This is a genomic window from Phormidium sp. CCY1219 (genome assembly GCF_035615515.1).
GTDB lineage: Bacteria > Cyanobacteriota > Cyanobacteriia > Cyanobacteriales > Laspinemataceae > CCY1219.
Window position 1 is genome coordinate 1 of sequence record NZ_JAJENT010000479.1, and the last position, 22,575, is coordinate 22,575.

The following is a 22,575-nucleotide window of genomic DNA, read 5'->3' on the forward strand; positions in this document are numbered from 1 at the left end:
TAGGCTGGTCAGGTGGTTAGAAGTACAAGCCCCTGGCTTTAGACATGGGGTTGGTTTCTACGGAGTCCCTGACAGAACAGAGATTTTCCCAGACAAAAGGATGGGGAAATGCACAGCGATCGCCGTTTTATAGAGACGCCATTCAGAGGAGAGTCCAACTCCAGCGCCGAACCGCGTTGAAAGCACAGAAATCCCGATGGCTGCCCAATATTTCCACAGAAATTGGCGACGACTAAAGTCAAGGCACCGCCGGAAAATCCCCGTGGAGAATTGGATGGGAACAGGCAGTGGCGGGGAAAGATCTGGAAAACTAGAACCCCGCGAGTGCGCCCGATCCCAATTGCCCGGGGATAATGGGAGTTTCTGCATCATACCAAATCCGGCTGATATGGATCTAAAAGGGGCGAGAACCTCCCTCAGTGGCGAACCCCAGAATCCTCGCGGGGCTAAAAGCACCGAGCCGTGTTGCTTCGCCAACAAACGCTCCGCCATTCAAATGGATACCTTTGACAGGTTGATGCGCTTAGGAGATAACAAAAGAAAACGCCGAAGAATGTCCCCGAGCAGCCCACTCCAACAGCATCTTCCATGAAAGCGCTTTGCCAGGAGGGTCAAAATTGTCCGTCAGGGTTGGGGGAGATGAGGAGAAGAGATATGCAGCGGGGTAGGGGGAGGGAAAAATAAAAATACCCCTTCGCGAAATCGGCGATCGCGCTCGTCATTGGAGCCATCTTGCTGTGGAGCTAGGTGCAAAATCCCCCTAGGGGAAGGGGGCGAAAACTGGAAGTGGGGAGGCACAGCGGGATCGATCTAGGGGACTAGAGACAAAAGGGAAAACAGAGCGAGGGAGGCGATCGCTGGGGGAAACAAGCCGCTCGAAGGCGGATTGAACCCGAGCGATGGGTTCAGAAAACAGCACACAGACAAAAGAGCGGGGATGCGATCGCGCCGTTGGAGGATCGCGAGTAAAACAGAATCGCCAGATTAAAATCCTTCCTCGAGACAGAGCCGCCAGATAAGACGGTAGAGTGAGATTGCAGCATCGTTAAAATCGTGGGGCAAGGCGAATCGATTGAGACAAAAACAACTGAGACTCCCCCGGAGTAGAAAATGTGGCAAAACGCCGCAACGCTTGTGGGCCTTAACCCCGGTGAGATTCAAACGATTTTAAGGAGATTATTTGAGTGGCATGCAGGGAAATTTGAATGAAATCGACATCCGTAGCATCCTGCAACTCGTTGAGTTGGGGCAGCGAACCGGCGAACTGTTCGTAGAGGCATATGGGAGCCAGCCCACTGGCGCAGGGGGCTTGCGCGAGAGCGTGCGTGACAGCTTAGCCTATCGCCAACCCTACCGAGAGCGATCGCGCAGTGGCGAGCAATCCTGGTTTGTATTTTTCGCCAACGGGCAAATTATTTATGCCGCCGACACCGATACCAGTTTGTTGCGTCTGCGCGACTATCTGCGTCGCTACAACCTCGAAGAAGCATTAGATTCGATTGAAAACCCAGCGATTTCCGCCACCAACGCCTTAGAGTATGGGTATCTGTGGGCATTATTAGAAAACCACATCCTCACCCCCGCGCAAGGGCGCAGTATTATCCAAGGGATGGTGGGCGAAACCCTATTCGATCTGCTCAGCCTGCACCAAGGATCCTTTATTTTCGAGATGGGGCCAGCACTAGCGCCGCAATTAACCACCTTAGAAATAGGGCCATTAGTCACCAAAATTATGAAGCAGGTGCAAGAGTGGAAGCAGTTTCATCCCCACATTCAGTCTCCTTCCCAGTGCCCCATCATCTCCGACGCCGCGCAGATGCGCGAAGCCTTGCCCGAAAATACCTTTAACAATCTCAATCGGTGGGCCGACGGCAAAACCAACCTGCGTCAAATGTCGCGCTATTTAAACCGAGACATCTTAACCGTTGCCCGAGCCATCTACCCCTTCGTTCAGCTTGGATTAGTGCAATTATTCTATCCAGAATCCCAGGAAGGGGGAGGGTCTAACCCAGAATTGGGATTAGATTCGATCGCAAACATTCCGCGAGTCGTTTGTATTGAAGACGATCTCAGTGTTGGCAAAGCCGTAGAATCGATCCTCGCCCAACATGGTTACGAAGCCACCGCCCTGATGAATCCACTCAAAGCCCTTAGTTTGGTCTTCCAACTCAAACCCGACTTAATTCTGTGCGATATTACCATGCCGGAACTGGATGGGTATGAAATTTGCGCCATGCTGCGTCGCAGCAGCGCCTTTCGCCAAACACCAATCGTGATGCTCACCGGGAAAGATGGGTTTATCGATCGCGTGAAAGCCCGGATGGTAGGATCCACTGATTACTTGACCAAACCCTTCGGCGAGAGTGAACTATTAATGCTCGTGGAAAAATATATCGGTCCGGGCGATCCAGAGCATCCAGAACCGGATAGTTTATTAGCCGACGCTCTCGACGGAGAACTCTAGTGGGCGAGGAAATCGATCCGGTTTTTCCAGGTTGCATTTTCCACCACAGGGTAGTTCCATTAAATCTTCGGTGACTTAACAGACGATCGCGCGGTTGACGAGATAAACTATAATTAGCGCAAAACAAAACAGTCGGTACGTTCAAGACTGCCTTGAGCTCATCCCGATGAACCCAACTTGGTTGAGTCCCCAACCCAAATGCCGCTTGAGAACCCCAACCACTTCTTTTGAAGAAGGGTCTCTGGCTAGCCCCACCTCCCCGAACAGCACCCCTCTCTCAGCTCAAAAAATTAAGACCTTTGGCATGCATGGGTGGGGAAGGTGTTATTTTTAGGGGGAGAAGGTGTCAATCTTAAATAAGAGTAGTGCGTGACGCGACACCGCAAGGGGTGGCAAAATGGCCCGTAGGAATTCAATCCAGGTCAAGCATCTAAAGGTGCGTGACGCCAACCGCAATGGTTGGGAGAATGGCCTGTGGGGATTTGACCCGCGTCCCGCACCGACTTTGCGTTTGAAAACCGATCGGCGTCAACTGTGTTTAACACCCGTGAAATTTTGCGAACAATCCTCCCCAATACCGGATGGCATGACTTTGATGCAACATTGGATCCACCAAGCCCGCCGGCGTGCGATGGGTTCGGTTAAGATATTGACCCAGCTTTTCACCGAACGGAAGTTATGAGTACAGTTCTGGTTGTGGAAGACAGCGTCACGCAACGGGAGATGATCTCAAACCTACTAAAAGGGTGTGGGATAAGTGTTACCGTGGCGAGTGATGGTCTCGAAGCATTAGAAAGAATTCAGGATAATTGCCCCGATCTGGTTGTCCTCGATATTGTCATGCCTCGGATGAATGGGTACGAAGTCTGCCGGCGTCTCAAGGCGGATCCCAAAACGCAAAACGTGCCAGTCGTAATGTGTTCTTCAAAAGGCGAAGAATTCGATCGCTACTGGGGGATGAAACAAGGCGCTGATGCATATATTGCCAAACCGTTCCAACCCACTGAACTGGTGGGCACGGTCAAACAGCTATTAAGAAGGTAGGGTGTTGTAAATCATGGTGGGTAATCCGGACTTTTTAACAGGTGTGGGCCTGGAGCAGGCTCCGGAATTTCAAGAGTTAGAAAGCCCTGAAGGAGAGTTGCACCTTCGGTTTTACGTGCCTTCGGGAAATGAGTTTGCCTTGGGTGCCACAGGAATTCGCGAGGTCATTTCTCATTCTCCCGAACGGATTACGCCGATTCCAAACGTCTCGTCGTTACTGTTGGGCACGCTCAATATTCGGGGAAGAGTCATCTGGGTCGCAGATCTCGGTCAATTTCTCGGCGATCCAACCCCACTCAACACCGATCGCGCCGAAATTCCAGTCATTGCAGTGGAAGACCAAGAAACTATTCTAGGGTTAGCAGTGGACAAAATTGTCGGTATGGACTGGCTGGATGTGGAGCAGGTACGTCTTCCCACCAACGTTCCAGATAGCATGGCTCCTTTTCTTCGGGGTGAATGGGTATTACCAGACAAAAAAGAGCAATCGGACAAAAAAGAGCAACAGAAAGAACACGACGAACAGGACAAACAGAACCAACAGAACCAACAGAAAGAACAGAAAGAACGAATTCTCCGGCTGTTGGATCAGGTGGCAATTGTGCGATCGGCACGCTGGGCCGCATGAGGACCTTGATAGAGGGAGGTGGGCAATACGGTCCGCAGCGCATCCTCCGAAACCCCATTAACGGGCAACACAACAGCATTTTGAGCACAGACTAGGAAGGGGCGCACCACCCCGGCACGCACCGGCAGGAGGAGGCAAATGGCATCAAGCACAGATTATCAACAGGAGTACGAACAAGCATTAACGGCTTATACCGACAAAAATTATGAAGAAGCCGCCACAATCGTCAATCAGTTAGTCGAACATTTCCCCGAAGATCCCAGTGCCCGATTACTTGCCGGTCACATCTACTGCTATGGACTCCAAATGTATGATGTGGCACTCGAACAGTACCAAGGGGTGTTGAGCTTAACTGAAGATCCAGCTTTTATCGAGGGAGCCTCAGAAGGCATTGCCTATGCTGAGGAATACGCTACATCAGCTAGTTTTGACCCAGACTCCGATCTCGAAACTAGCGACAACTACCTGGATTTAGATGACAATCAGCTCGAACTCGAAGAACCCCAAGAAGATACAGCACTCTATGAAGACCTATCCGAGGAAATTTCAGACAGTTACTATGAAGACCTCTCGGAAGAAATAGACGAGGATCTTTCCGGTGCGCCAATCGATTCGGAAGCGTCAAGCTATAACGAAAGCTTGGCGCTGAGCCAAATGGATTTGGAGGAAAGCGACATCACCTCAACCCTCGAGGATCCCGACGCCGAAATGGCGATCGGGGACATGGAACTTGACGAGAATCCGTTCGACGCCAGTCTAGAGGACTTTGAGGAAGAAGAGGACAATCCTTTTGCCGAGGCAAGTACCTCTTTTAATGATAATGATGAGGACCTCGGGTCAGATACTCAAACCTTAGACTCACAACAAGATCCTTTTGCCATTGATGATGAGCAACTCCTGGCAGAAGTCGAAAACGCCAACTGGAGCGATCCGCTCGCCACAGACTTACCTGACTTTTTGCCCACAGATGATGAAATGCCAGATCTGGTCGGAGAGGGCGAATCCACGACTTCCGGAGAGTCGTCCCCTTTTGACAACCCAGAATCCGATATGGATTTTGTGGAGAGCGCCACACCGTTTGACGAATTTGATGACGCATTTGAAGATGATGCCTTTGATTTTGAAGAGTCAAGCGACGAGAACGGCAGCACTGAGGCAACTTTCGATGAGTCAAACGCTCCTGAAAGTTTAGCAGAAAACGATGAGGAGGAGCAGACCCAGTACGCCATTCCCTCCGAGAGCGAAGAATTCGACGATGTTGGCGCACAATTCGACGCTTATCCCGACGAGGGAGATTCGGGTGAGGATATTCCCTATGATTTTGACGAAGACTTCCCTCCCCACCCGCTTTCGGAAGAAGAAGAAACCCTCTTAATGGGAGCGCAGGAGCTAGAAAATAACCCAGAATTAGAGTCGGCCAATTCCTTTACTTCCAACCAATCCGCCGAGACAAACGGGATCGCAGAAGAAGAGGATTTTGAAGAGGGCTACGAGACCCAAACTTTCGTTGCCGAACCTTCGAGTAACGGCTTCAACGCTTCAGATAGCTTCGATATGGAGGATTTTGACGAAGTTGCGGCCTCCGATAGCGCTTTGCAATCCGTTGATGATGAAACCGCCAACGGCATGTCAGACTCGGCTGATGTGCAAGGTGGGGTGGATTTTTTGGATGAACTCGAAGATTTGGAAGATTTCGGAAATATTCCAGATTTTGACTTGTCGGAAGATACCACCGGATCCACCACCGGCGGATTCGGCATGAGCGGGAGCAATGCGGTTTTCCAAGACGTGGATGATAACTACGACATCGGCGAGGATACCGATGGTTCGATCATTCGAGACGATGAAATTTTCAGCATGGCCGGCAGTGCCGAACAGGTTCCGGTATTTACCCAGCCTGAAAGTGCCCCGGTTGAATCGACGGTGAATGCCGAACCCGGACTTTTTGGGTTTTTGGAAAATGCTTCGCTCTATAAGAAGCAACTGTGGATGAGTCTGATCGCGGGAGCGGTGTCGGCGATCGCGGCAGCTAGCGTGTCTTATGCCTTTGCGGCTAAACCAAGTTGGCCTCAACCAATCAAGGATCCGCTCATGGCTCTTGCCGCAGGCGGCGCGAGTATTGCAACCTGCCTCGGAATCGGTGCGGCTAGCTCTAAACAGATTCGTCGATCCACTGACGATCTGCATGCACAATTCGATGCCATGTCTCAGGGCAATCTTTCTACCCGAGCTACGGTGTATTCCGAAGATGAACTGGGCCTGTTGGCCAATAAATTTAACCAAATGGCTCGGATCATCTATACCACCACCTCTGAGGCGCAGCGCAAGGCTGAAGAACAAGAGCAAGCTAAGGAAGACTTGCAACGACAAGTGATTCGGTTGCTCGATGACGTGGAAGGTGCCGCTCGCGGGGATCTGACGGTGCAAGCTGAAGTGACGGCTGACGTGCTCGGTGCTGTTGCTGACTCGTTTAATCTGACGATTCAAAACCTGCGCGAAATCGTTCTGCAAGTGAAATTGGCGGCCCGACAAGTGACGAAAGGTGCTACGGATAGCGAATCGTTCGCAAGAAGTTTGTCTTCCGATGCTTTGCGCCAAGCTGAAGAACTGGCGGCGACTCTCAACTCCGTGCAGGTGATGACTGACTCGATCCAGCGGGTGGCCGATAGCGCTCGCGAGGCTGAAGAAGTGGCTCGCTCTGCATCCGCCACTGCTATGAAAGGGGGTGAAGCAGTAGAACAAACGGTGGCGGGGATTCTGGAAGTTCGAGAAACCGTAGCAGAAACTACGCGAAAAGTCAAGCGATTGGCGGAATCTACTCAGGAAATTTCTAAGATTGTGGCTCTCATCGCCCAAATTGCGGGCAGAACTAACTTGCTGGCACTCAATGCTAGTATTGAGGCGGCTCGCGCCGGTGAAGCGGGTCGGGGTTTTGCGATCGTTGCCGATGAGGTGCGCCAACTGGCAGACCGCTCTGCAAAAGCTTTGAAGGACATCGAACAAATCGTGATGCAAATTCAGAGCGAAACTGGCGGCGTGATGATGGCAATGGAAGAAGGCACCCAGCAGGTGATTGAAGGGACGAAGCGCGCCGAACAAGCTAAGCGGGCGCTGGAAAATATCATTCAAGTGACCAATCGCATTGACGTTCTGGTGCGCTCGATTACGGCGGATACGGTGGAACAAACGGAAACTTCCCGTGCTGTGGCTCAGGTGATGCAAGCGGTGGAATTGACCGCTCAAGAAACTTCTCAAGAAGCACAACGGGTGTCGGGTTCTTTGCAAAACTTGGTCGGCGTTGCTCGCGATTTGCTGACCTCGGTGGAACGGTTCCGGGTCGAAACTGTAGAGCGTCGCTAGGGCGATCGCAGACCTCCCCATCCCTGAAGTTCCCCCGCCACTTTCCCCGTCTCATGCAGCTATTACAAATCGCTCTGTGTAATGCTGCAACCTAAAACTGCCATTTTCTCCACCCCTCCGAAGGGTAAACTTTTTAAGTCCTTCGGACAAGTTTAGCTCACGGAAACCTGTTTTTTGGTGGTAAAAATAGAGGATTCCCGAACAATGACCTCCAAACTTTTGGCTCGCGAATCCTCCTAACTTCCCCCTGATATTTTAGCAACCAGAAACCCTGTAGGGCAAAATTTTCCCGTCCCGTCCGATCGCCACAAAAACTCGGCTGATTTTTAACCTACTGCCTCCCCGAACAATCTCTACACAACAAGCAAGGCAATCTGCCAAGCAAATTAATCTGTTGGGGCGCTTAAAACATCGGCGAAAACTGCTGTAAATGCCCCGAACAACCCTTAAGTAAACGAAGGGATTCAATAGGTAAACTCTCCATTTTTGTGGAGCAAAACTAGCCTGAAATCTTCACCTCGGCTACAGTTAGAGCGTTGCTGTCGTAGAAGTTATAAGCAAGGGTGCAAACCTTTGCAGTCGCATTTATTGGGGGAGCCGAGCCTCGTTAACGAGTTAAAAACCAATTAAAAGCCACCCCCATATAATTTTAGTATGAAAAATACCCTAATTTAGGGGGTAATGATAGAGCGAACTGGGAAGGGGGATTCAATAATTTAGAGGGGATAAATACTCACGGCGAGGGGAATTAGCAAAAACGATCGCAAGGGGGAAAACACAGGTTAGAGAATTCGTGAAAAATCGTATTAGAGAGGGTTCTGGCTGCTCCCGAGGAGTTGGGCGGTTGGGGAGAATCAAAAAATCTCAATGGGTACAGAAAATCGGTACAGAGAAAGGGTATTAGAGAGCCGATAGAAGGACACAGGCAGATTCTCTAAAGCTGAGGGGCGAGAGGCATTGAGGAACAGAGGGATGGCGGGATAGATAAGGAACACCCTACTGTTTGAAAGTGGCACGAGGAACTAAGAAGCGAGAACGATATGGGGAATTCCATGCCAGAATTTAGAGATGGGGCAAAGGAGGATGTCAAAAAGGTTATCCTATAAATAGAGCAGTATCAAGATATTGAAAAAGCGATCGCCTTGTCGCTGCGCTTTTATGCCTTCTCCCAGGGGGTACCAAGGGACTCAGGATCGAGAGCCAATCATCAACCAGCAAGAACCAACAACCCAGAACCGAGAACCCAGAACCCAGAACCCAGGACAAGGGATAAAGGACAAGGGACGACGGACTCAGGACGAGGAATGGGACAGACGCTATGCAGCCGGAACAACGAGAGCGAATAATGGGCTATTTTATTGAGGAGGCCGCCGACCACCTCAATACGATCCAACAAGGGTTGCAAAATCTGCAAGCTACGGTGGACAATCCAGAAGAGTTGGCGGAAGTTTTCCGTGCGGCGCACTCCATCAAAGGAGGGGCGGCGATGGTGGGACTTGGAAGCATTCAAAAAATAGCCCTCAAGCTAGAAGATAGCTTCAAAGTGCTGCAGGAAAGCCCGGTGCAAGTGGATCCACAGCTAGAATCCTTGTTTTTGCAGGTATTTGAAGCGCTGCAGGAAAGATTAGAAACAGCTAGCAGTGCCCCGGGGAGTCTGACCTCAGAAAATGGGGAAGAAAGCCGCTGTTCGAGCGAGGCAGAAACGATCGCCCTAGAAAAGCACCTGAAGGAACTCGCCAAGCAGGGAGGACAGCGAAAACGCCAACCTGCCAAGAGTGCAGCCCTTCCTCGTCCGGAGAAAAAAGAGGCAAATCAAGCGATGGCTTCCCGGCGCAGAGATAATGACGAAGAGAGTGCCAGACAACTCATTTTCAAAAGTGATGTTCCGAGACGACTACAAGAATTGTTGCATTTGTTCAAGTGTGAAGACACGGAGCAGATTCGGCAACAAATGCAAGAAATTTGCCGGAAACTGAGTCAAGCGGGGGAGCAATTCGATCTGCACTTGTGGTGCAACTTAATAGACAAAATATCGCGAGCGATCGCGAATCCCAACCATACCTATCACACCCTCGCGCCGATTGCGCTCGAGCAAATCAAACAAGCCAGAGAACTAATTTTATCCCGAAGGGAGAGTGAAATTACCATCGCTCCCGAACTAGAAGCGCTTGTTCCCTTGCAACCCGTGACATCATCTGAGTCAGTCATCCGAGAAGACCACCCCTATAGTTCCAACGTTTCTCCTATGTCTAATCACTCCTCCAAAGCCAATCGAAATAAAGAAACATCCGAGAGCTTAAATCACCCCACCAGTGCCGCTGAGTTCTCGGAAAAAACGGCAAATACAGCTCGCGAAAAACAGCATCCCAAGTCAAGCGAACATTCAGGACCAGAAGTGGGAGCGGCAGAACTCAATAGTCTTGCGGACTTATTTGAAGGAGAATCCTCTTACTTCGAGGAAACCGAGTGGCAAGAAGCATCAGCCGAAGGCGAGAATGATTCTGCCCATGTCGAGGAAGCCAACGCCTGGGATTTAGCCGAGCTGACCCAAAGCGATGATTTTGAAGACTTGCTGTTTGACTCTGCGGAGATCGATTCTTCAGAAGTTTCGGGACTTCCCGACGATGATTTGGCCTTACTGTTTGGCTCCACCGAGTTTGGGGATTTGAGCGAACCCTTCGATGGGGGGGGTGAAAGCGAAAATGGGGAGCAGCTCGAAACCTTAGAGACGAGCGAAGATAACCTTGATGACCTCGGAGATTTATTCCAGGAAGAGGCTACCGAAGAACTGCAAGAACCGGATTTAGGAGAAGACTTGTGGGTTGAATCCAACGCCGGGAAGGCAGCAGATATGGCGGCAAAAGAAAAATCGGCGGGTGGAGCGGGCGATCGCAACAGATCCGCAGCTAAAGGAGCAGCTCAATCCAACCTAAACTCAGAAGATTCGGACTTTAGCGATCTGCTTGAAATTACAGGCTCTGACGAGAGCAACTCCGATGCAGCGACAGAGGATAACCTTGGTTTAGAACTCGACGCTGTGGGGGTTCTCGACGAGTTAGAAAACCTATTTCCCTTGGATACAACCGAAACGGAAGGGGACGCCGGAACCCTCCCATCGGCATCGCAAACCCCAGCGGAGCCAAACGCTGAAGAAGAAGAACTGTTTGCCGAGTCCATAGAAGACAGTGCCGATTTTGCATCATCCCTCGACAATGATTTTGCCGATTTATTTGAGACAGAATCGAGGGATACCGCAAGGCAGTCAGGGGAAGCTGCTGGAGCCGCCCGAACCCCGGCCAAGGACGAGGAGGATTGGCTCAATTTCGACTCAGAGGACATAGAAGAAAATTCTGGCGATGAAGTTTTTGAGGCGCTCGGTGGGTTATTTGAAGACATAAATTCCACAGGGATGGCACAGATAGAAGAGCAAGACTCGGATCTTGCCTCTGAGTCAGACTTGTTTGAGCTAGAAACACTCTCCGATTCTGGCTCGATGGAAAACATGGAACAGAAAGCGGATTTTTATGAAAACTTAGAGGAACTCTTCGAGCTGCCCAGTGAAGAAGAGAGCGCGGCGGACGGGGATGATAGTTCTTGGCTGACGATGTTCGATGAGGGCAATTCTGCGGGTGGAGAGTTGGTGGAACCTGCGGAAACAGACACCGATTTCGAGGAGTTGTTTGCCTCAAGCGATGAGGTCACTGCACGGGAGGAGCCTACAGGAGTGTCGCCTTCTGCTGAACCGATGGGAGCCATAGAGCGGGAGGACAGCGACGGGAGTTCAGCCAAGGCTGATGTGGGTGCTCCTAAGTATTTCGAGTTAGAGGCCCTATTGGAACTCGGCAGCCCGAAGGGGAGTTTTGCGGAACTCGAAGCGTTGTTGAGCCTTGCCCCAGAAGGCACAGACGGGAAAGAAGCGGAAGCGCAACAGCAACAGGACGTTCATCCGGTTGATTCTGGGCTTGCCCAGGGGGCGAAATCCTCCTCGGTGGATAGTGCTTCTCATGGTAAAGGAGAAGGCGGCCCTGCGCCGGGGAAAGCCGGGGATGATTTTGCCGATATGGAAGAATTGATTGCCCATGCAGATATCGGCCATCCATCTGCTGGGGGACGGATGACCACGCGCCGGAGTAGCTTTGAGCAGACGATGCGGGTGCCAGTGCGGCAGTTGGACAACCTGAGCAATTTGGTTGGGGAACTGGTGGTCAACCGCAACAGTATCGAACAGAATTCCGAGCGGATGCGGCAGTTTTTGGATAATTTGCTGCATCAGGTGTCTCAGCTAACGGATGTGGGGCAGCGGATGCAGGATTTGTACGAGCGATCGCTGCTGGAAATTTCCCTGTTGGCTTCGCGGCAAAACTATCATTTTATGGCCGGGGTCAGCGAAGGGCAGGGGAACGGTTCTGATGAGAATTGGAGTGCGTTAGAAATGGATCGGTTTACGCCGTTCCATACCTTGTCGCAAGATATTTTGGAGTTGATTGTCCGGGTGCGCGAGTCGTCGTCGGATATCGAGTTTTTGGTGGATGAAACCGAACAGGTAACGCGACAACTGCGGCAGATCACGACCCAGCTACAAGAAGGACTGACGCGAGCGCGCATGGTGCCGTTTTCCAATACTGCCGATCGCCTGCCACGGGGGGTGCGCGATAATGCGATTAAGTTTGGCAAAAAGGTGGAGCTGAAGGTGGAAGGTCGCGAAACCTTGATTGACAAGATGATTCTCGAGCAGCTCACCGATCCGATGACTCATTTGGTGAACAATGCGATCGCCCACGGCATCGAAGCACCGAATGAGCGCACCAAGAAGGGCAAGCCGGCGATGGGCCGAATTACGATTCGCGCGTTCCACCAGGGAAACCAAACGGTGATTTCGGTCTCGGATGATGGGGCGGGAATTGATTCGGAGAGGGTGAAGGCGAAGGCGCTGCAAAAGGGCTTGATTACTCCAGAGCAGGCGAAGAGTATGTCGCGTCTGGATGTGTATGACCTGCTGTTTATGGCGGGATTTAGTACGCGCGATCGGGCTGACGATTTGGCGGGTCGCGGTGTGGGCATGGATGTGGTTCGCACCAAGTTGAGCGAAATCCGGGGTGTGGTCAATATCGATTCGAATCAGGGCAAGGGAACGACGTTTACGATTCGGTTGCCCCTGACGTTGAGTATTTCAAAAGCGCTTTGTTGCATTAGCGATCGCGCCCGGATTGCTTTCCCGATGGATGGGGTGGAAGATATGCTCGATGTGCCGCGCGATCGCATTCAGGTGAAGGACGACGGGCAAATGTTTATTCCCTGGCGCGATACGAGTTTGCCGTTTCGTCATTTGCGCGAACTGTTGGAGTACAATCGCCATCTCGGTCGCGGTGGGGTCTATGGTACCAATGCGGAAGAGGATATCATTTCTGTGGTGGTGCTGCGATCGGCAGGCAACTTCCTGGCGCTTCAGGTGGATCAGGTCTTGGGCGAACAGGAAATCGTGATTAAACAGCTCGAAGGTCCAGTGCCCAAACCGGTGGGAATTGCCGGGGCTACGGTGATGGGGGATGGCCGCATTGTGGCGATCGGGGATGTTTTGGAACTGATCGATTTGGCCGCCGGACGTCTGCGCCGAGAAGGTGTGGGAACCTTGTGGGATGAAGACGAGGAAGCAATGACCACGAGCAACGAACAGGTTGTGGAAACCCTCGCCGAACCCACGGTGTTGATTGTGGATGATTCGATTACGGTGCGCGAACTGCTCTCGATGACCTTCAATAAGGCGGGGTATCGCGTGGAACAAGCTCGTGACGGTCAGGAGGCTTGGGAAAAAATGCGATCGGGTCTGCCTTGCGATCTGGTTTTCTGCGATATCGAGATGCCCCGAATGGATGGTTTGGAACTGCTTTCGCGGATGCAGAAGGATCCGCAACTGCAAAGCAAGCCGATCGCGATGCTCACCTCTCGCGGTGCGGATAAACATCGCCAGATGGCCGTTCAAATGGGAGCAAGCGGCTATTTCACGAAACCCTATCTGGAAGAGTCTTTGCTCGAAGCCGCCGGACGAATGCTCAAAGGCGAAAAACTCGTCTCTCTCAAGGCCGAAGCATAATCCGATCCCATTCAAAAAAGTCAAGCCTCAAGCAAACAACTTGAGGCTTGACTTTTGGTATTTTTTAGAGTAAAATAGTACCCCGCACCCTGGGAGGGTATCGTAAACCCACAATCAAGCCTCTACCTAGGTTCTTTTTATCGGCAATCGTGGGGACAGCATATCATATTATTCCGGTCGATCGCTCATAAAAACAGAGAATTGAAATCGCGCCGAACAGCCACTCCTCCGCTTAAACCCACTCATTTTTTTACGTCTATTATTCCTACAAACCGGATACCGAACCTTACAGAAAAAAGCAAAAAAGCAGCAGTTAAAACCTGCTGCTCTTTTCATTCTACTCCGGGAGTCAATCTACCCTTCAAAATCTTCAAGCGACTTCAGAATGTGGCTGCTCCTCGTGTTCGACTCTAAACACATTCGCATAGAGATTCGCCACAATTTGCTTACCTTGTTGGGTCAAATTCAAATACTGGGTCGCTTGAGAAATAAAGGGAAACACACCATTCCAATAAAATTTGGGGTAATTTTTCCGTAAATCTCCCGGATTGCGATAGCCTAACTTTTGGTTAGCACCGGTTTCTTCAAACTCATAAAATAAAGCGCCAATTTTTTGCAAATAGCGCGGGTCGCTGAGTTGTCCGATCAAGTCGGCGGCGCGAACCATGCCAGGATAGTGGAAGGTATCGTTGTGATCTTCATCCGCCGGGACGGGAAAGCGGGTGAGTTCGATATTGCGCTTAATAACTTCCGCGTCAATCAGCTTGTGTCCGCCAAAGCGTTCTTGAATAAACAGTTTGCCCCGATCCACATGATAGGGAGTCAGGCTGGCATCAGTGGCTCCAAAGGCAATCGAAACTCTCATGCCGTCTTTCCCCGTGGCATATAATCGTTCGCTGTCTATATCGTGCCTACAGACACCTTTAACATAGCCGATGTCATGGCACAACAAAGAAATGATGTAATGCAACCAATCTTCGCAAGAAACACCTCCTTCGCGAATATGCTTACCGCGCAGAATTTCTTGACCCACTAAGGTGACTAAAATCGTGTGTTCGACGTTATGATAAAGGGCATCGCTGTTGGCAATGTTTTCCAGGGCCATGCCACCCGCCCAGGCAATAATTTCTGCATAGTTGGGCTTGTAACCACCATAGGTGCGGTGGTAGCCTTCTTGTAGACGTTCTACGAAAGCGTCAATTAGCAGTGCTGTGGAATTAAACATCTTGAACTATTTTGCGTCAACCTAAACCTTAAGTTTATTGGCCGATATTCGACCGCTCTTTGCCAGCTACAGTAGCCAGCACTCTCCGCAATTGCTTTCAGTAAACCGCTAAGTCTGAAAGTCAATCAATCGGTTTGAGGAGGGGAAACCCCACTTGTGGGTCACACCCCTCTTTTTTGACAGTTTCCAGAGAGCTAAGCAGCTCTCTGACAACATCAATGATGGTTGCATTGTTTCAGAGAGCTTAAGAGTTTGTCTAAATAACTTCATTATGAATCGATTTGACCGAGATGGATGTGATTGAGGTCAATTAATGCTTGTGATGTTTTGGATACCACCACCCCCCCCTTGAGGGGATTCAATTGCGATCGCTTCTGGTACGCGCCTCTCGTCCGGGAAGGAATTCCGCCAGGGAATCTGTCAAAAAATCTTGACATTGCCAACCTTTTTGACGATCGCCTCGCGCCCCTACACTAAAGCCTCGTCATTTAATTCCTGCCTGAGTACCAACCAAGAACACGGCCAACCAATTAGCCGGGTTCGCCGTGGCATCACGCCCACTGCCTTGCTCTTGCAGGTATTGCTTCGTTCTGTGCCCAACGGGCAAGGGCAATCTGCGGTGAAAACTGTCTCAAATTTAGGAGACTCCAGGGATCCGCCTCGCCCAGATCCACCGGAAATGCGGCAAAGGGACTCCCGTCAGACTTCTTATGGAGACCTGGATTTATCGCATCTTTGCGGGAGGGGAATTGCCACCTCCAACAAGGGTTTTACTTTCCCGTCCGCCTGCATGTGGAAAAAGCGAGGGTGACGTTTTGCTCTCGTCTCCCCCCAACCCCCCGATGAATTGGAGGGCGCAGATGTGAGATGAAATCCACCTCCGCCCTGCGCCGCCCACCCTCTGCATTCCTGACCCCAATCTTCACCGGGAAGAACCACCCATACTAAATTCCCGGCAACCTTTCCTTCCGTATGGAGGAGAGGAATTGCCGGGATAGAGCGCACCCCTGTGATAGGTTATCCACTGCCAAAAGATGCGGGATGAGAAAACCTGGACTCCAGCGGTGACGATCCGCAGCGAAGCACTTTAGCTCGATAGGAGACAAAGGTAATGGCCGCCAAAATTCCCGCCACACCGGTGAGAATTTTTAATAAAGTCGTCATGGTTCCAAAAATCCACAGGGTGGGCAGTAAACTGGGGGTGGCAACTTCCGCCCACACCGAGAAAACCCACATCGTTAAGGTGGCGAGCAGCAACAACAGGGTTAGCAAAATCCAGCCGATCGCCCGGGTTTCTAACGAAGCGACTCCCTCTGCATGTTCGGAGAATGCGCGGGGGGTTGGCGGTTGGGGATTTAATTTCACGGGAATGGCACTTGCTTTCATAAAAAAATCCTATTCGCGGAAAAACAATGATTGAGTTAACGCTCGACGATCGCCTGGTTTAGTCCGAGGGTGGGGTTCTCGGTTTGATTTCGCCTCATGTGGAGCATCAATCAGCCCAAATGACTGTGACTCCCTCAATCCCTATGGAGATTTTTTCCCACTGTGTCGGTGCGATCGCTTTTCAGGAAAACTAACTTTCTCGGGCACATGAGCCGCCTGACAAGAGATTGCCCACCCCACAATCTCCCCGAAGCGATCGCCAAAGGCATGGCATAGCTCACACAAGGAGCGCTCCGTCCCGAGTTCTCAAACCGGGAGATATTTTCCCGAAACTCAGACCGCCCATATTGGCAACTTGTGGTTCGCTCGGCTTTCCCTCAAGTTTTTCATCGATTAAATCGACCCTCTTCTACCCCGGGAGCCAATTTAATCAAAATCGATTGAGCTATTTACTATATTGTTCCGCGTTTTGCGCTTTTTAATCCCTCATCAGACAGAGATTAAATTGATGTTCCACTATGAACGAGATGTAGAAAACTCGACCCACGCGGCTATCCCTCAAATATAAAAAATTGTAACATTTTAATAAGTAAAATAACAGGAGCAGGAAAAGGGGTAATTTTTGAGCAAAATGCACCATCCAAGCCTCTGAAGGCGGTCATTTCGCCCTCGAAATCCCTGCTTTCTCAGAGCAAGCCTCATCTGATGTCCGGTCAAACGCCCCTAACACGGGGGCGATTGAAATCGCGCCAAGGCTTTTCGGGGGATGAACGGAGTCGAACCCTCCTCCGCCTACGCGGAGTCAATCTTTTTTACATCTATTCCTCAGCCCAGGATATCAAGCAAAATGCAAGATCCATGACATAATGTGGCGAAAAAGTTTACCCCCGAAACTGTCCTTTGGGGCGTACACATTCTCGGACAACTCTATCTTTGGAGGTAAATTTAAAGCACCAAACAGCACTTGGGCGCTATATTATCAGATCCGGTAGAGACCCTAACACTGGAGGGGGATAAAATCGGAAAGGGCATGGCGAAACCGATGGGTTTGGAGGCGAAGCGAGGGGAGATGGCGAGGAAAAAACACCCCTGCAAAACCACAAAAGTTTTCGGGACAAAAAACTTATCGGTCCGGGTGATATTGGGTTAATTTTTCTTGATAAACTGCTTCTACGCGGGAGATCGCCTTAGTGCGATCGCCTTCTCCCACATCCCGGAATGAAGGCCACACCGGCATGAGTTCTAGCACCGCAAAGTGAATCAAACCGGCTTCAATATCCGCTAAAACCCCATATTCTTCCAGCATGGCGATCGCGGCGCGGTCTTGATTTGCCGGAGAAAAATCCTTGGCACCGATTCTTTTCGCCAGTCTATCCCAACTGGTGCTGAGAAACTGGTATCGACCGGCAGCATCGGAACAGAGTCTTTGCCCGTAGCGCCACCCACATTTGATTTCGCGCGGATGATCCGCAAAACTCGAAAATGTGGTGCCGGTAAATTGCATTCGATAGGCATCGGGTCCGGCGGTGCCTTCTGCCCAGGCAATGGTATCGAGAAAAGCCTTCACATACGCCTGTTTTAACGCCGCAATTCGAGCGGATCCCTGTGGTGGGGATAAAGCATCCCCCGGGGCATCGGATGCGCGTCTTTCCCGCTTGGATGGGGTGGATTCTTCTGGAGAAATATGGCGCGAAACGGTGAGACTCAACCCGCCCAAGCAGAGGAGGAAACCCAACCACATGCCAAAAATCTGGCGGTTTGAGCGTTTATGAGGCGATCGCCTCCAGGCGGTGGGAGAAGAGGAGAGGTACTTTTGCAGGAAAATCGCCGCCGCCGATCGCCAGGAATTGGGCGATCGCCGCCGTTTTACCTTGGGCCAACGATGTAAAGCAATGTTCATCGGCACTGCCCTGATTTGATAAGCAAATCCAAACAAGGATTTCAAGGTCCCCAACCGTCGCGCTGCCTTTTTGGGGGGAATTCCGCGCGCGGCGATCGCCTGAGCATATCTTTGCACGTCAGCTAAGGTCACGGTTCCCAACGGTTTGCCCACAAAGCGCAGAAACTCTTTCACCAACCGCCACGCCCATCGCCGTTGGTGGGGGGCTTTTTGCTGCACCCACAACTGAATTAACTCGGTATCGGAATAACCGATGCGAGAGTCTTCTACTAATAATTGATCCTGATTCATTGCTACATTTGAGTGACTGAGTGCTGACGACGTTCGAGAGGGTTTCCTCCCTGACGAGGGCCAGGGATTCGGTTGATGCGCCAGGGCATCTCATGGAGAAAGCCGAACCCAATTCCCGCGCGCAGAGTTGACCCGAATCGCTTTTCCCTGGAAATCTCTTTCCAGCATACGACATCCACGACAATGGAAAGCTTTCCGAAGGCGATCGCGGCCTCAATCGAGGTTTTTCACGCCCATCTATTTTCCCATAATCGGTGGCCATCGAGCCTGGGGAAAATCGATCCCTCTCCATCAGTATGCGCGCTCTCCCCCCAAAAAAACCAGCCTAGGGGTAGAATTGCCAGTGCTTTTTTCTCTCTCCAAGGTTGAGTCTGTACTCAATTGCCGACTCTCCCGAATGAGAAACCTGCATTAATTTTAATCACTCTGATTGATTTTTATCATAATTTTTATGAATTAACTTGTGGTTCAAAGGAAAAAAAATAGTGGTACAATATCTTGAGGCATTTTCTGTCTCGAAAAACCCATACACCGCGATCGCCGCGTTTTTTGTCTTGCCAAATCACTGCTTCTGCATCCACTCTCCTCTGAGGGCAGTGGCGGAAAATCTCAGCAAGGAACGGCAAAAACCACCCAGACAAATCCCCCGGAGAGTGCAACCGGTTGCCAGGGACAAACCCAATTCGGAATAACTCACCCCCAAACGCGCCATTTCTAAGCGATAATATTAGATCGGAAAGAATCAGCAGCCGCTTAGGAACTCGATGAGCATCTTCACATTACAATCCGTTAAAAAAGACTTTGGCATAAAAGAAATTCTCCGAGATGCCAATTTTAGCCTGGATGCCCGGGATAAAGTCGGCGTCATCGGCACCAATGGTTCGGGGAAATCTACTTTATTAAAAATGATTGCGGGATTAGAACCCATCGACGGTGGGGAACTGATAGTCAATTCTAATGCCCGAATCGTGTACTTACCTCAGCAACCGGATCTAGATGAAAACCACACAGTTTTAGAACAGGTTTTTGCAGATAGCGGCGATCGCATGGCATTAGTGCGCGAATACGAACAGCTCAGTCATCAAATCGCTCGCGATCCGGAGAATCGTCAACTGCTGGCGCGTCTTTCCGATGTGATGCAGCAAATGGAGGCAAAAAATGCCTGGGAACTGGAAACGAACGCGAAAATTATTCTCAGCAAACTGGGCATTGATGACTTTGATGCGCCGATCCGCAGTCTCTCCGGCGGATATCGCAAGCGCATTGCCCTGGCGGCGGCATTGCTTCGCGATCCGGATGTGTTGCTGATGGATGAACCCACCAACCATCTAGATGCAATTTCTGTCGAGTGGTTGCAAAGTTATTTAAACAGCTTTCGCGGCGCGATTTTATTAATTACCCACGATCGCTATTTTCTCGATCGGGTTACGAATCGAATTATTGAAATTGACCGAGGCGATCTCTACGCCTACGAAGGCAACTATGCATATTACCTCGAGAAAAAAGCTTTAGCCGAATCCGCCGCCGTCAGTCAAGAGCGCAAGCATCAAGGGGTATTGCGCCGGGAATTAGAATGGCTCAAACGCGGACCGAAAGCGCGCAGTACCAAGCAAAAAGCCCGCATCGATCGCATCGCAGACATGCAGGAACGGGAGTTCAAACAAGCCCTGGGAAAAGTCGAAATTTCTACCGCTAGTCGGCGAATTGGCAAGAAAGTTATCGAACTGGAAAACTTATCTAAATCCTACGGCGATCGGGCGATCGTCAAAGACTTTACCTACAGATTCAACCCCGACGATCGCATCGGTATAATTGGCAAAAACGGGGCGGGAAAATCCACTTTACTCGATTTGATTACCGCACGCCTCGAACCAGACGCGGGAACTGTAGACATTGGCGCAACCATTCACATCGGCTATTTCGATCAGCATTCGGACGATTTATTAGCCGCCCTCAACGAAAATCAGCGCGTCATTGACTATCTCAAAGAAGAAGGCGAATATGTCACTACCGCCGACGGTACCAAAATTAGTGCTTCGCAAATGCTCGAGCGGTTTCTGTTTCCGCCCAATCAACAATATTTACCCCTTCACAAACTCTCTGGCGGCGAAAAACGACGCTTATTTTTGCTGCGCGTGCTGATGAGTGCCCCAAATGTGCTGATTCTCGACGAACCCACCAACGATTTGGACGTGCAAACCTTATCGATTCTGGAAGATTATCTAGAAGAATTTAACGGCTGCGTTATTGTGGTTTCCCACGATCGCTATTTCCTCGATCGCACCGTCAATACCATTTTTGCCTTAGAAGAGGGCGGAATTTTGCGCCAGTACCCCGGCAACTATTCGGTTTATCTGGAGTTCAAAACTGCCGAGGAAGTGGAAGCGGCGCGACAAGCTACGGCTGAACCGGAGAAAAAAGAAACCAAATCCAAAAATACATCCTGGAAATCCCAGCGCATGACTTGGGATAAGAACCAAAATCGCAAGTTATCTTCCAAAGAAAAGCGGGAATACGAGCAATTGGAACTTAAAATTGTGGAGATGGAAGCGGAAAAAGCCGAACTGGAAAAAGCGCTTTATAATGCACCGCCTGGATCGGTGAGCGAAGTGCAAAAACTGCACGCGCAAATGGAATCGATTGGCGAGGCGATCGAGGCGGCGACGGAACGCTGGATGGAACTGGCAGAAATTGATGCCGCATCGGCGAGTTAATCTCTGTCTCTCGGCTGGTAAACTCGTTTCCAGGTTTCGCCGCCTGGAAACGATTGGCACGCGCTATACTACAATCGAATAGAAATCAATCAGTTTCTCCTAACGAGGGCGTTTCTACCCAATTGATTATGAGTTTGAGTTGCAATCAACTTTTGGAAAAACACCGTCAACTGTGGCATGAAGCGACGGTGCATCCATTTTTAACCCAGTGCCAACAAGGAACCATCAAAGCCGAACAATTCAATACTTGGTTGGTGCAAGATTATCAGTTTGTACTAGAATTTACCCGGATGCTGGCCCGGATTGTCGCGATCGCCCCACAGTCGGATTTCGATATTCTCTTGTCGGGATTGAGTGCGATAAAAGATGAGCTAAACTGGTTTCAAGCCAAAGCATCGGAGCGATCGCTCTATTTGGATGTCCCCAAACAACCCACCTGCGCCGAATATTGCGACTACATGCACAGTCTCGCCCTGTCACCTTATCCAGTGCAATCCACTGCATTGTGGGGGATAGAATTCGCGTACAATCAAGGATGGCAATTGCCAGGAACAATGCCGGCACCCTACAGCGAATTTGCCGATCGCTGGGGCAATCCCGGGTTTACGGAGTACGTGAAACAATTAGAACGCCTTGCCGATATTTCCCTAGAAACTGCCTCGGAAACCATTCAAGAGCAAGCGGAAGAAGCGTTTGTCACGGTGGCAAAGTTGGAAAAAGATTTTTGGCAAATGGCGTTTAATTCGGCACAGTAGCAGTCTAAAAATATCCGACTCCTTTACCCGATTGGGGATAGGTTTCGTTCGGGGTTGCGCTCTCGGCGCAATGCCGAACTTTTCGGGAAAATATTAATAAATCTTGAGATTTAAGAGCGATTTCGCTAATGGGAAGCTAAACTACTATTCTTAGGCGGTGGGAATTTGCCTCTGTTTTCAGAGAACGCAGCACCTTTGCTTGACTCTAGAATCGAGACTGATTCTAATACCACCACCACCCAACTTTGTCAATCATCATTCGAGAAGTAAGGAGAAACCATGACTCGCGCCATTATGGAAACCGAAAAAGGGACGATTAACCTGGAACTATTCGATGAGGATGCACCGAACACGGTGAAAAATTTTGTCAAACTCTCGGAAAGTGGATTTTACGATAACTTGACCTTTCACCGCGTCATTCCTAATTTTATGATTCAGGGCGGTTGTCCTCAAGGAACGGGAACCGGCGGACCGGGTTACACCATCAACTGCGAAATTAACAAAAACAAGCATTTGAGCGGTACCCTCTCGATGGCGCATCGCGGACCGAATACTGGCGGAAGTCAATTTTTTATCTGCCATTCTCCGCAACCGCATTTAGATGGAATGCACACTACCTTTGGCAAAACCGAAGATATGGATGTGGTGAATGCGATTCGTCAGGGAGATAAGATTCTCTCGGTGAAAATCGAACGGAATTAATCGCAACTCACTCGT

The 22,575-nt window shown here is 50.4% G+C and carries 13 protein-coding genes and 1 pseudogene; 11 read left to right on the top strand and 3 right to left on the bottom strand.

All coding sequences use genetic code 11. The features are described from left to right. Window positions 1–44 precede the first annotated feature (44 nt). The 7 genes and pseudogenes from LKK83_RS12100 to LKK83_RS12130 form a co-directional block, all read left to right on the top strand. The gene (locus LKK83_RS12100) at window positions 45–236 is read left to right on the top strand and encodes a hypothetical protein (protein WP_324631386.1); all 192 of its coding nucleotides are present in this window, start codon (window positions 45–47) and stop codon (window positions 234–236) included. Window positions 237–1,189: 953 nt separating this feature from the next. Further along, window positions 1,190–2,464 (top strand): response regulator, encoded by a 1,275-nt coding sequence (locus LKK83_RS12105; protein ID WP_324631434.1) that lies wholly within the window; start codon window positions 1,190–1,192, stop codon window positions 2,462–2,464. A gap of 436 nt (window positions 2,465–2,900) precedes the next feature. Beyond that, window positions 2,901–3,146, top strand: coding sequence for a hypothetical protein (locus LKK83_RS12110; RefSeq protein ID WP_324631387.1), 246 nt, complete (start codon window positions 2,901–2,903; stop codon window positions 3,144–3,146). Beyond that, window positions 3,143–3,508 (top strand): response regulator transcription factor, encoded by a 366-nt coding sequence (locus LKK83_RS12115; RefSeq protein ID WP_324631388.1) that lies wholly within the window; start codon window positions 3,143–3,145, stop codon window positions 3,506–3,508. Before LKK83_RS12110 ends, LKK83_RS12115 begins: the two co-directional genes overlap by 4 nt. 13 nt (window positions 3,509–3,521) lie before the next feature. Then, window positions 3,522–4,136, top strand: a complete 615-nt coding sequence (locus LKK83_RS12120; protein WP_324631389.1) for a chemotaxis protein CheW — start codon at window positions 3,522–3,524, stop codon at window positions 4,134–4,136. Between the two features lie 138 nt (window positions 4,137–4,274). Further along, window positions 4,275–7,496, top strand: a complete 3,222-nt coding sequence (locus LKK83_RS12125) for a methyl-accepting chemotaxis protein (RefSeq protein WP_324631390.1) — start codon at window positions 4,275–4,277, stop codon at window positions 7,494–7,496. A gap of 1,354 nt (window positions 7,497–8,850) precedes the next feature. Next, window positions 8,851–13,587 (top strand): annotated as a pseudogene (locus LKK83_RS12130) (response regulator); the annotation flags it as partial. A gap of 370 nt (window positions 13,588–13,957) precedes the next feature. On the opposite strand, the gene LKK83_RS12135 reads toward LKK83_RS12130, so the two are convergent. The 3 genes from LKK83_RS12135 to LKK83_RS12145 form a co-directional block, all read right to left on the bottom strand. After that, on the bottom strand, window positions 13,958–14,812 hold the full coding sequence (locus LKK83_RS12135; protein ID WP_324631393.1) for an Npun_R2479 family HD domain-containing metalloprotein: 855 nt from the start codon (window positions 14,810–14,812) through the stop codon (window positions 13,958–13,960). A gap of 1,017 nt (window positions 14,813–15,829) precedes the next feature. Beyond that, entirely contained in the window at window positions 15,830–16,198 is a 369-nt protein-coding gene (locus LKK83_RS12140) for a hypothetical protein (protein ID WP_324631394.1), read from the bottom strand. A gap of 1,123 nt (window positions 16,199–17,321) precedes the next feature. Beyond that, on the bottom strand, window positions 17,322–18,389 hold the full coding sequence (locus LKK83_RS12145; protein WP_324631395.1) for a glycoside hydrolase family 24: 1,068 nt from the start codon (window positions 18,387–18,389) through the stop codon (window positions 17,322–17,324). A gap of 485 nt (window positions 18,390–18,874) precedes the next feature. Between LKK83_RS12145 and LKK83_RS12150 the strand changes: the two genes are divergently transcribed. The 4 genes from LKK83_RS12150 to LKK83_RS12165 all read left to right on the top strand — a co-directional run bounded on the left by LKK83_RS12150 (window position 18,875) and on the right by LKK83_RS12165 (window position 22,560). Next, window positions 18,875–19,081 carry a hypothetical protein gene (locus LKK83_RS12150; RefSeq protein WP_324631396.1) on the top strand — a complete coding sequence of 69 codons (207 nt, stop codon included), beginning with the start codon at window positions 18,875–18,877 and terminating at the stop codon, window positions 19,079–19,081. A gap of 72 nt (window positions 19,082–19,153) precedes the next feature. Beyond that, entirely contained in the window at window positions 19,154–21,103 is a 1,950-nt protein-coding gene (locus tag LKK83_RS12155) for an ABC-F family ATP-binding cassette domain-containing protein (RefSeq protein ID WP_324631398.1), read from the top strand. A gap of 128 nt (window positions 21,104–21,231) precedes the next feature. After that, a complete protein-coding gene (locus tag LKK83_RS12160; protein ID WP_324631399.1) occupies window positions 21,232–21,858 on the top strand; it encodes a TenA family transcriptional regulator in 627 nt (208 codons plus the stop codon). A 279-nt stretch (window positions 21,859–22,137) separates the two neighbouring features. Continuing rightward, on the top strand, window positions 22,138–22,560 hold the full coding sequence (locus LKK83_RS12165) for a peptidylprolyl isomerase (RefSeq protein ID WP_324631400.1): 423 nt from the start codon (window positions 22,138–22,140) through the stop codon (window positions 22,558–22,560). The last annotated feature ends 15 nt before the right edge of the window (window positions 22,561–22,575 follow it).

Excerpts from the sequence above, each read along its gene's own strand:
- LKK83_RS12115 (WP_324631388.1), top strand. The coding sequence starts at position 3,143 with ATGAGTACAGTTCTGGTTGTGGAAGACAGCGTCACGCAACGGGAGATG.
- LKK83_RS12145 (WP_324631395.1), bottom strand. The coding sequence starts at position 18,389 with ATGAATCAGGATCAATTATTAGTAGAAGACTCTCGCATCGGTTATTCC.
- LKK83_RS12160 (WP_324631399.1), top strand. The coding sequence starts at position 21,232 with ATGAGTTTGAGTTGCAATCAACTTTTGGAAAAACACCGTCAACTGTGG.
- LKK83_RS12140 (WP_324631394.1), bottom strand. The coding sequence starts at position 16,198 with ATGAAAGCAAGTGCCATTCCCGTGAAATTAAATCCCCAACCGCCAACC.
- LKK83_RS12120 (WP_324631389.1), top strand. The coding sequence starts at position 3,522 with ATGGTGGGTAATCCGGACTTTTTAACAGGTGTGGGCCTGGAGCAGGCT.
- LKK83_RS12155 (WP_324631398.1), top strand. The coding sequence starts at position 19,154 with ATGAGCATCTTCACATTACAATCCGTTAAAAAAGACTTTGGCATAAAA.
- LKK83_RS12135 (WP_324631393.1), bottom strand. The coding sequence starts at position 14,812 with ATGTTTAATTCCACAGCACTGCTAATTGACGCTTTCGTAGAACGTCTA.
- LKK83_RS12165 (WP_324631400.1), top strand. The coding sequence starts at position 22,138 with ATGACTCGCGCCATTATGGAAACCGAAAAAGGGACGATTAACCTGGAA.
- LKK83_RS12125 (WP_324631390.1), top strand. The coding sequence starts at position 4,275 with ATGGCATCAAGCACAGATTATCAACAGGAGTACGAACAAGCATTAACG.
- LKK83_RS12105 (WP_324631434.1), top strand. The coding sequence starts at position 1,190 with ATGCAGGGAAATTTGAATGAAATCGACATCCGTAGCATCCTGCAACTC.
- LKK83_RS12100 (WP_324631386.1), top strand. The coding sequence starts at position 45 with ATGGGGTTGGTTTCTACGGAGTCCCTGACAGAACAGAGATTTTCCCAG.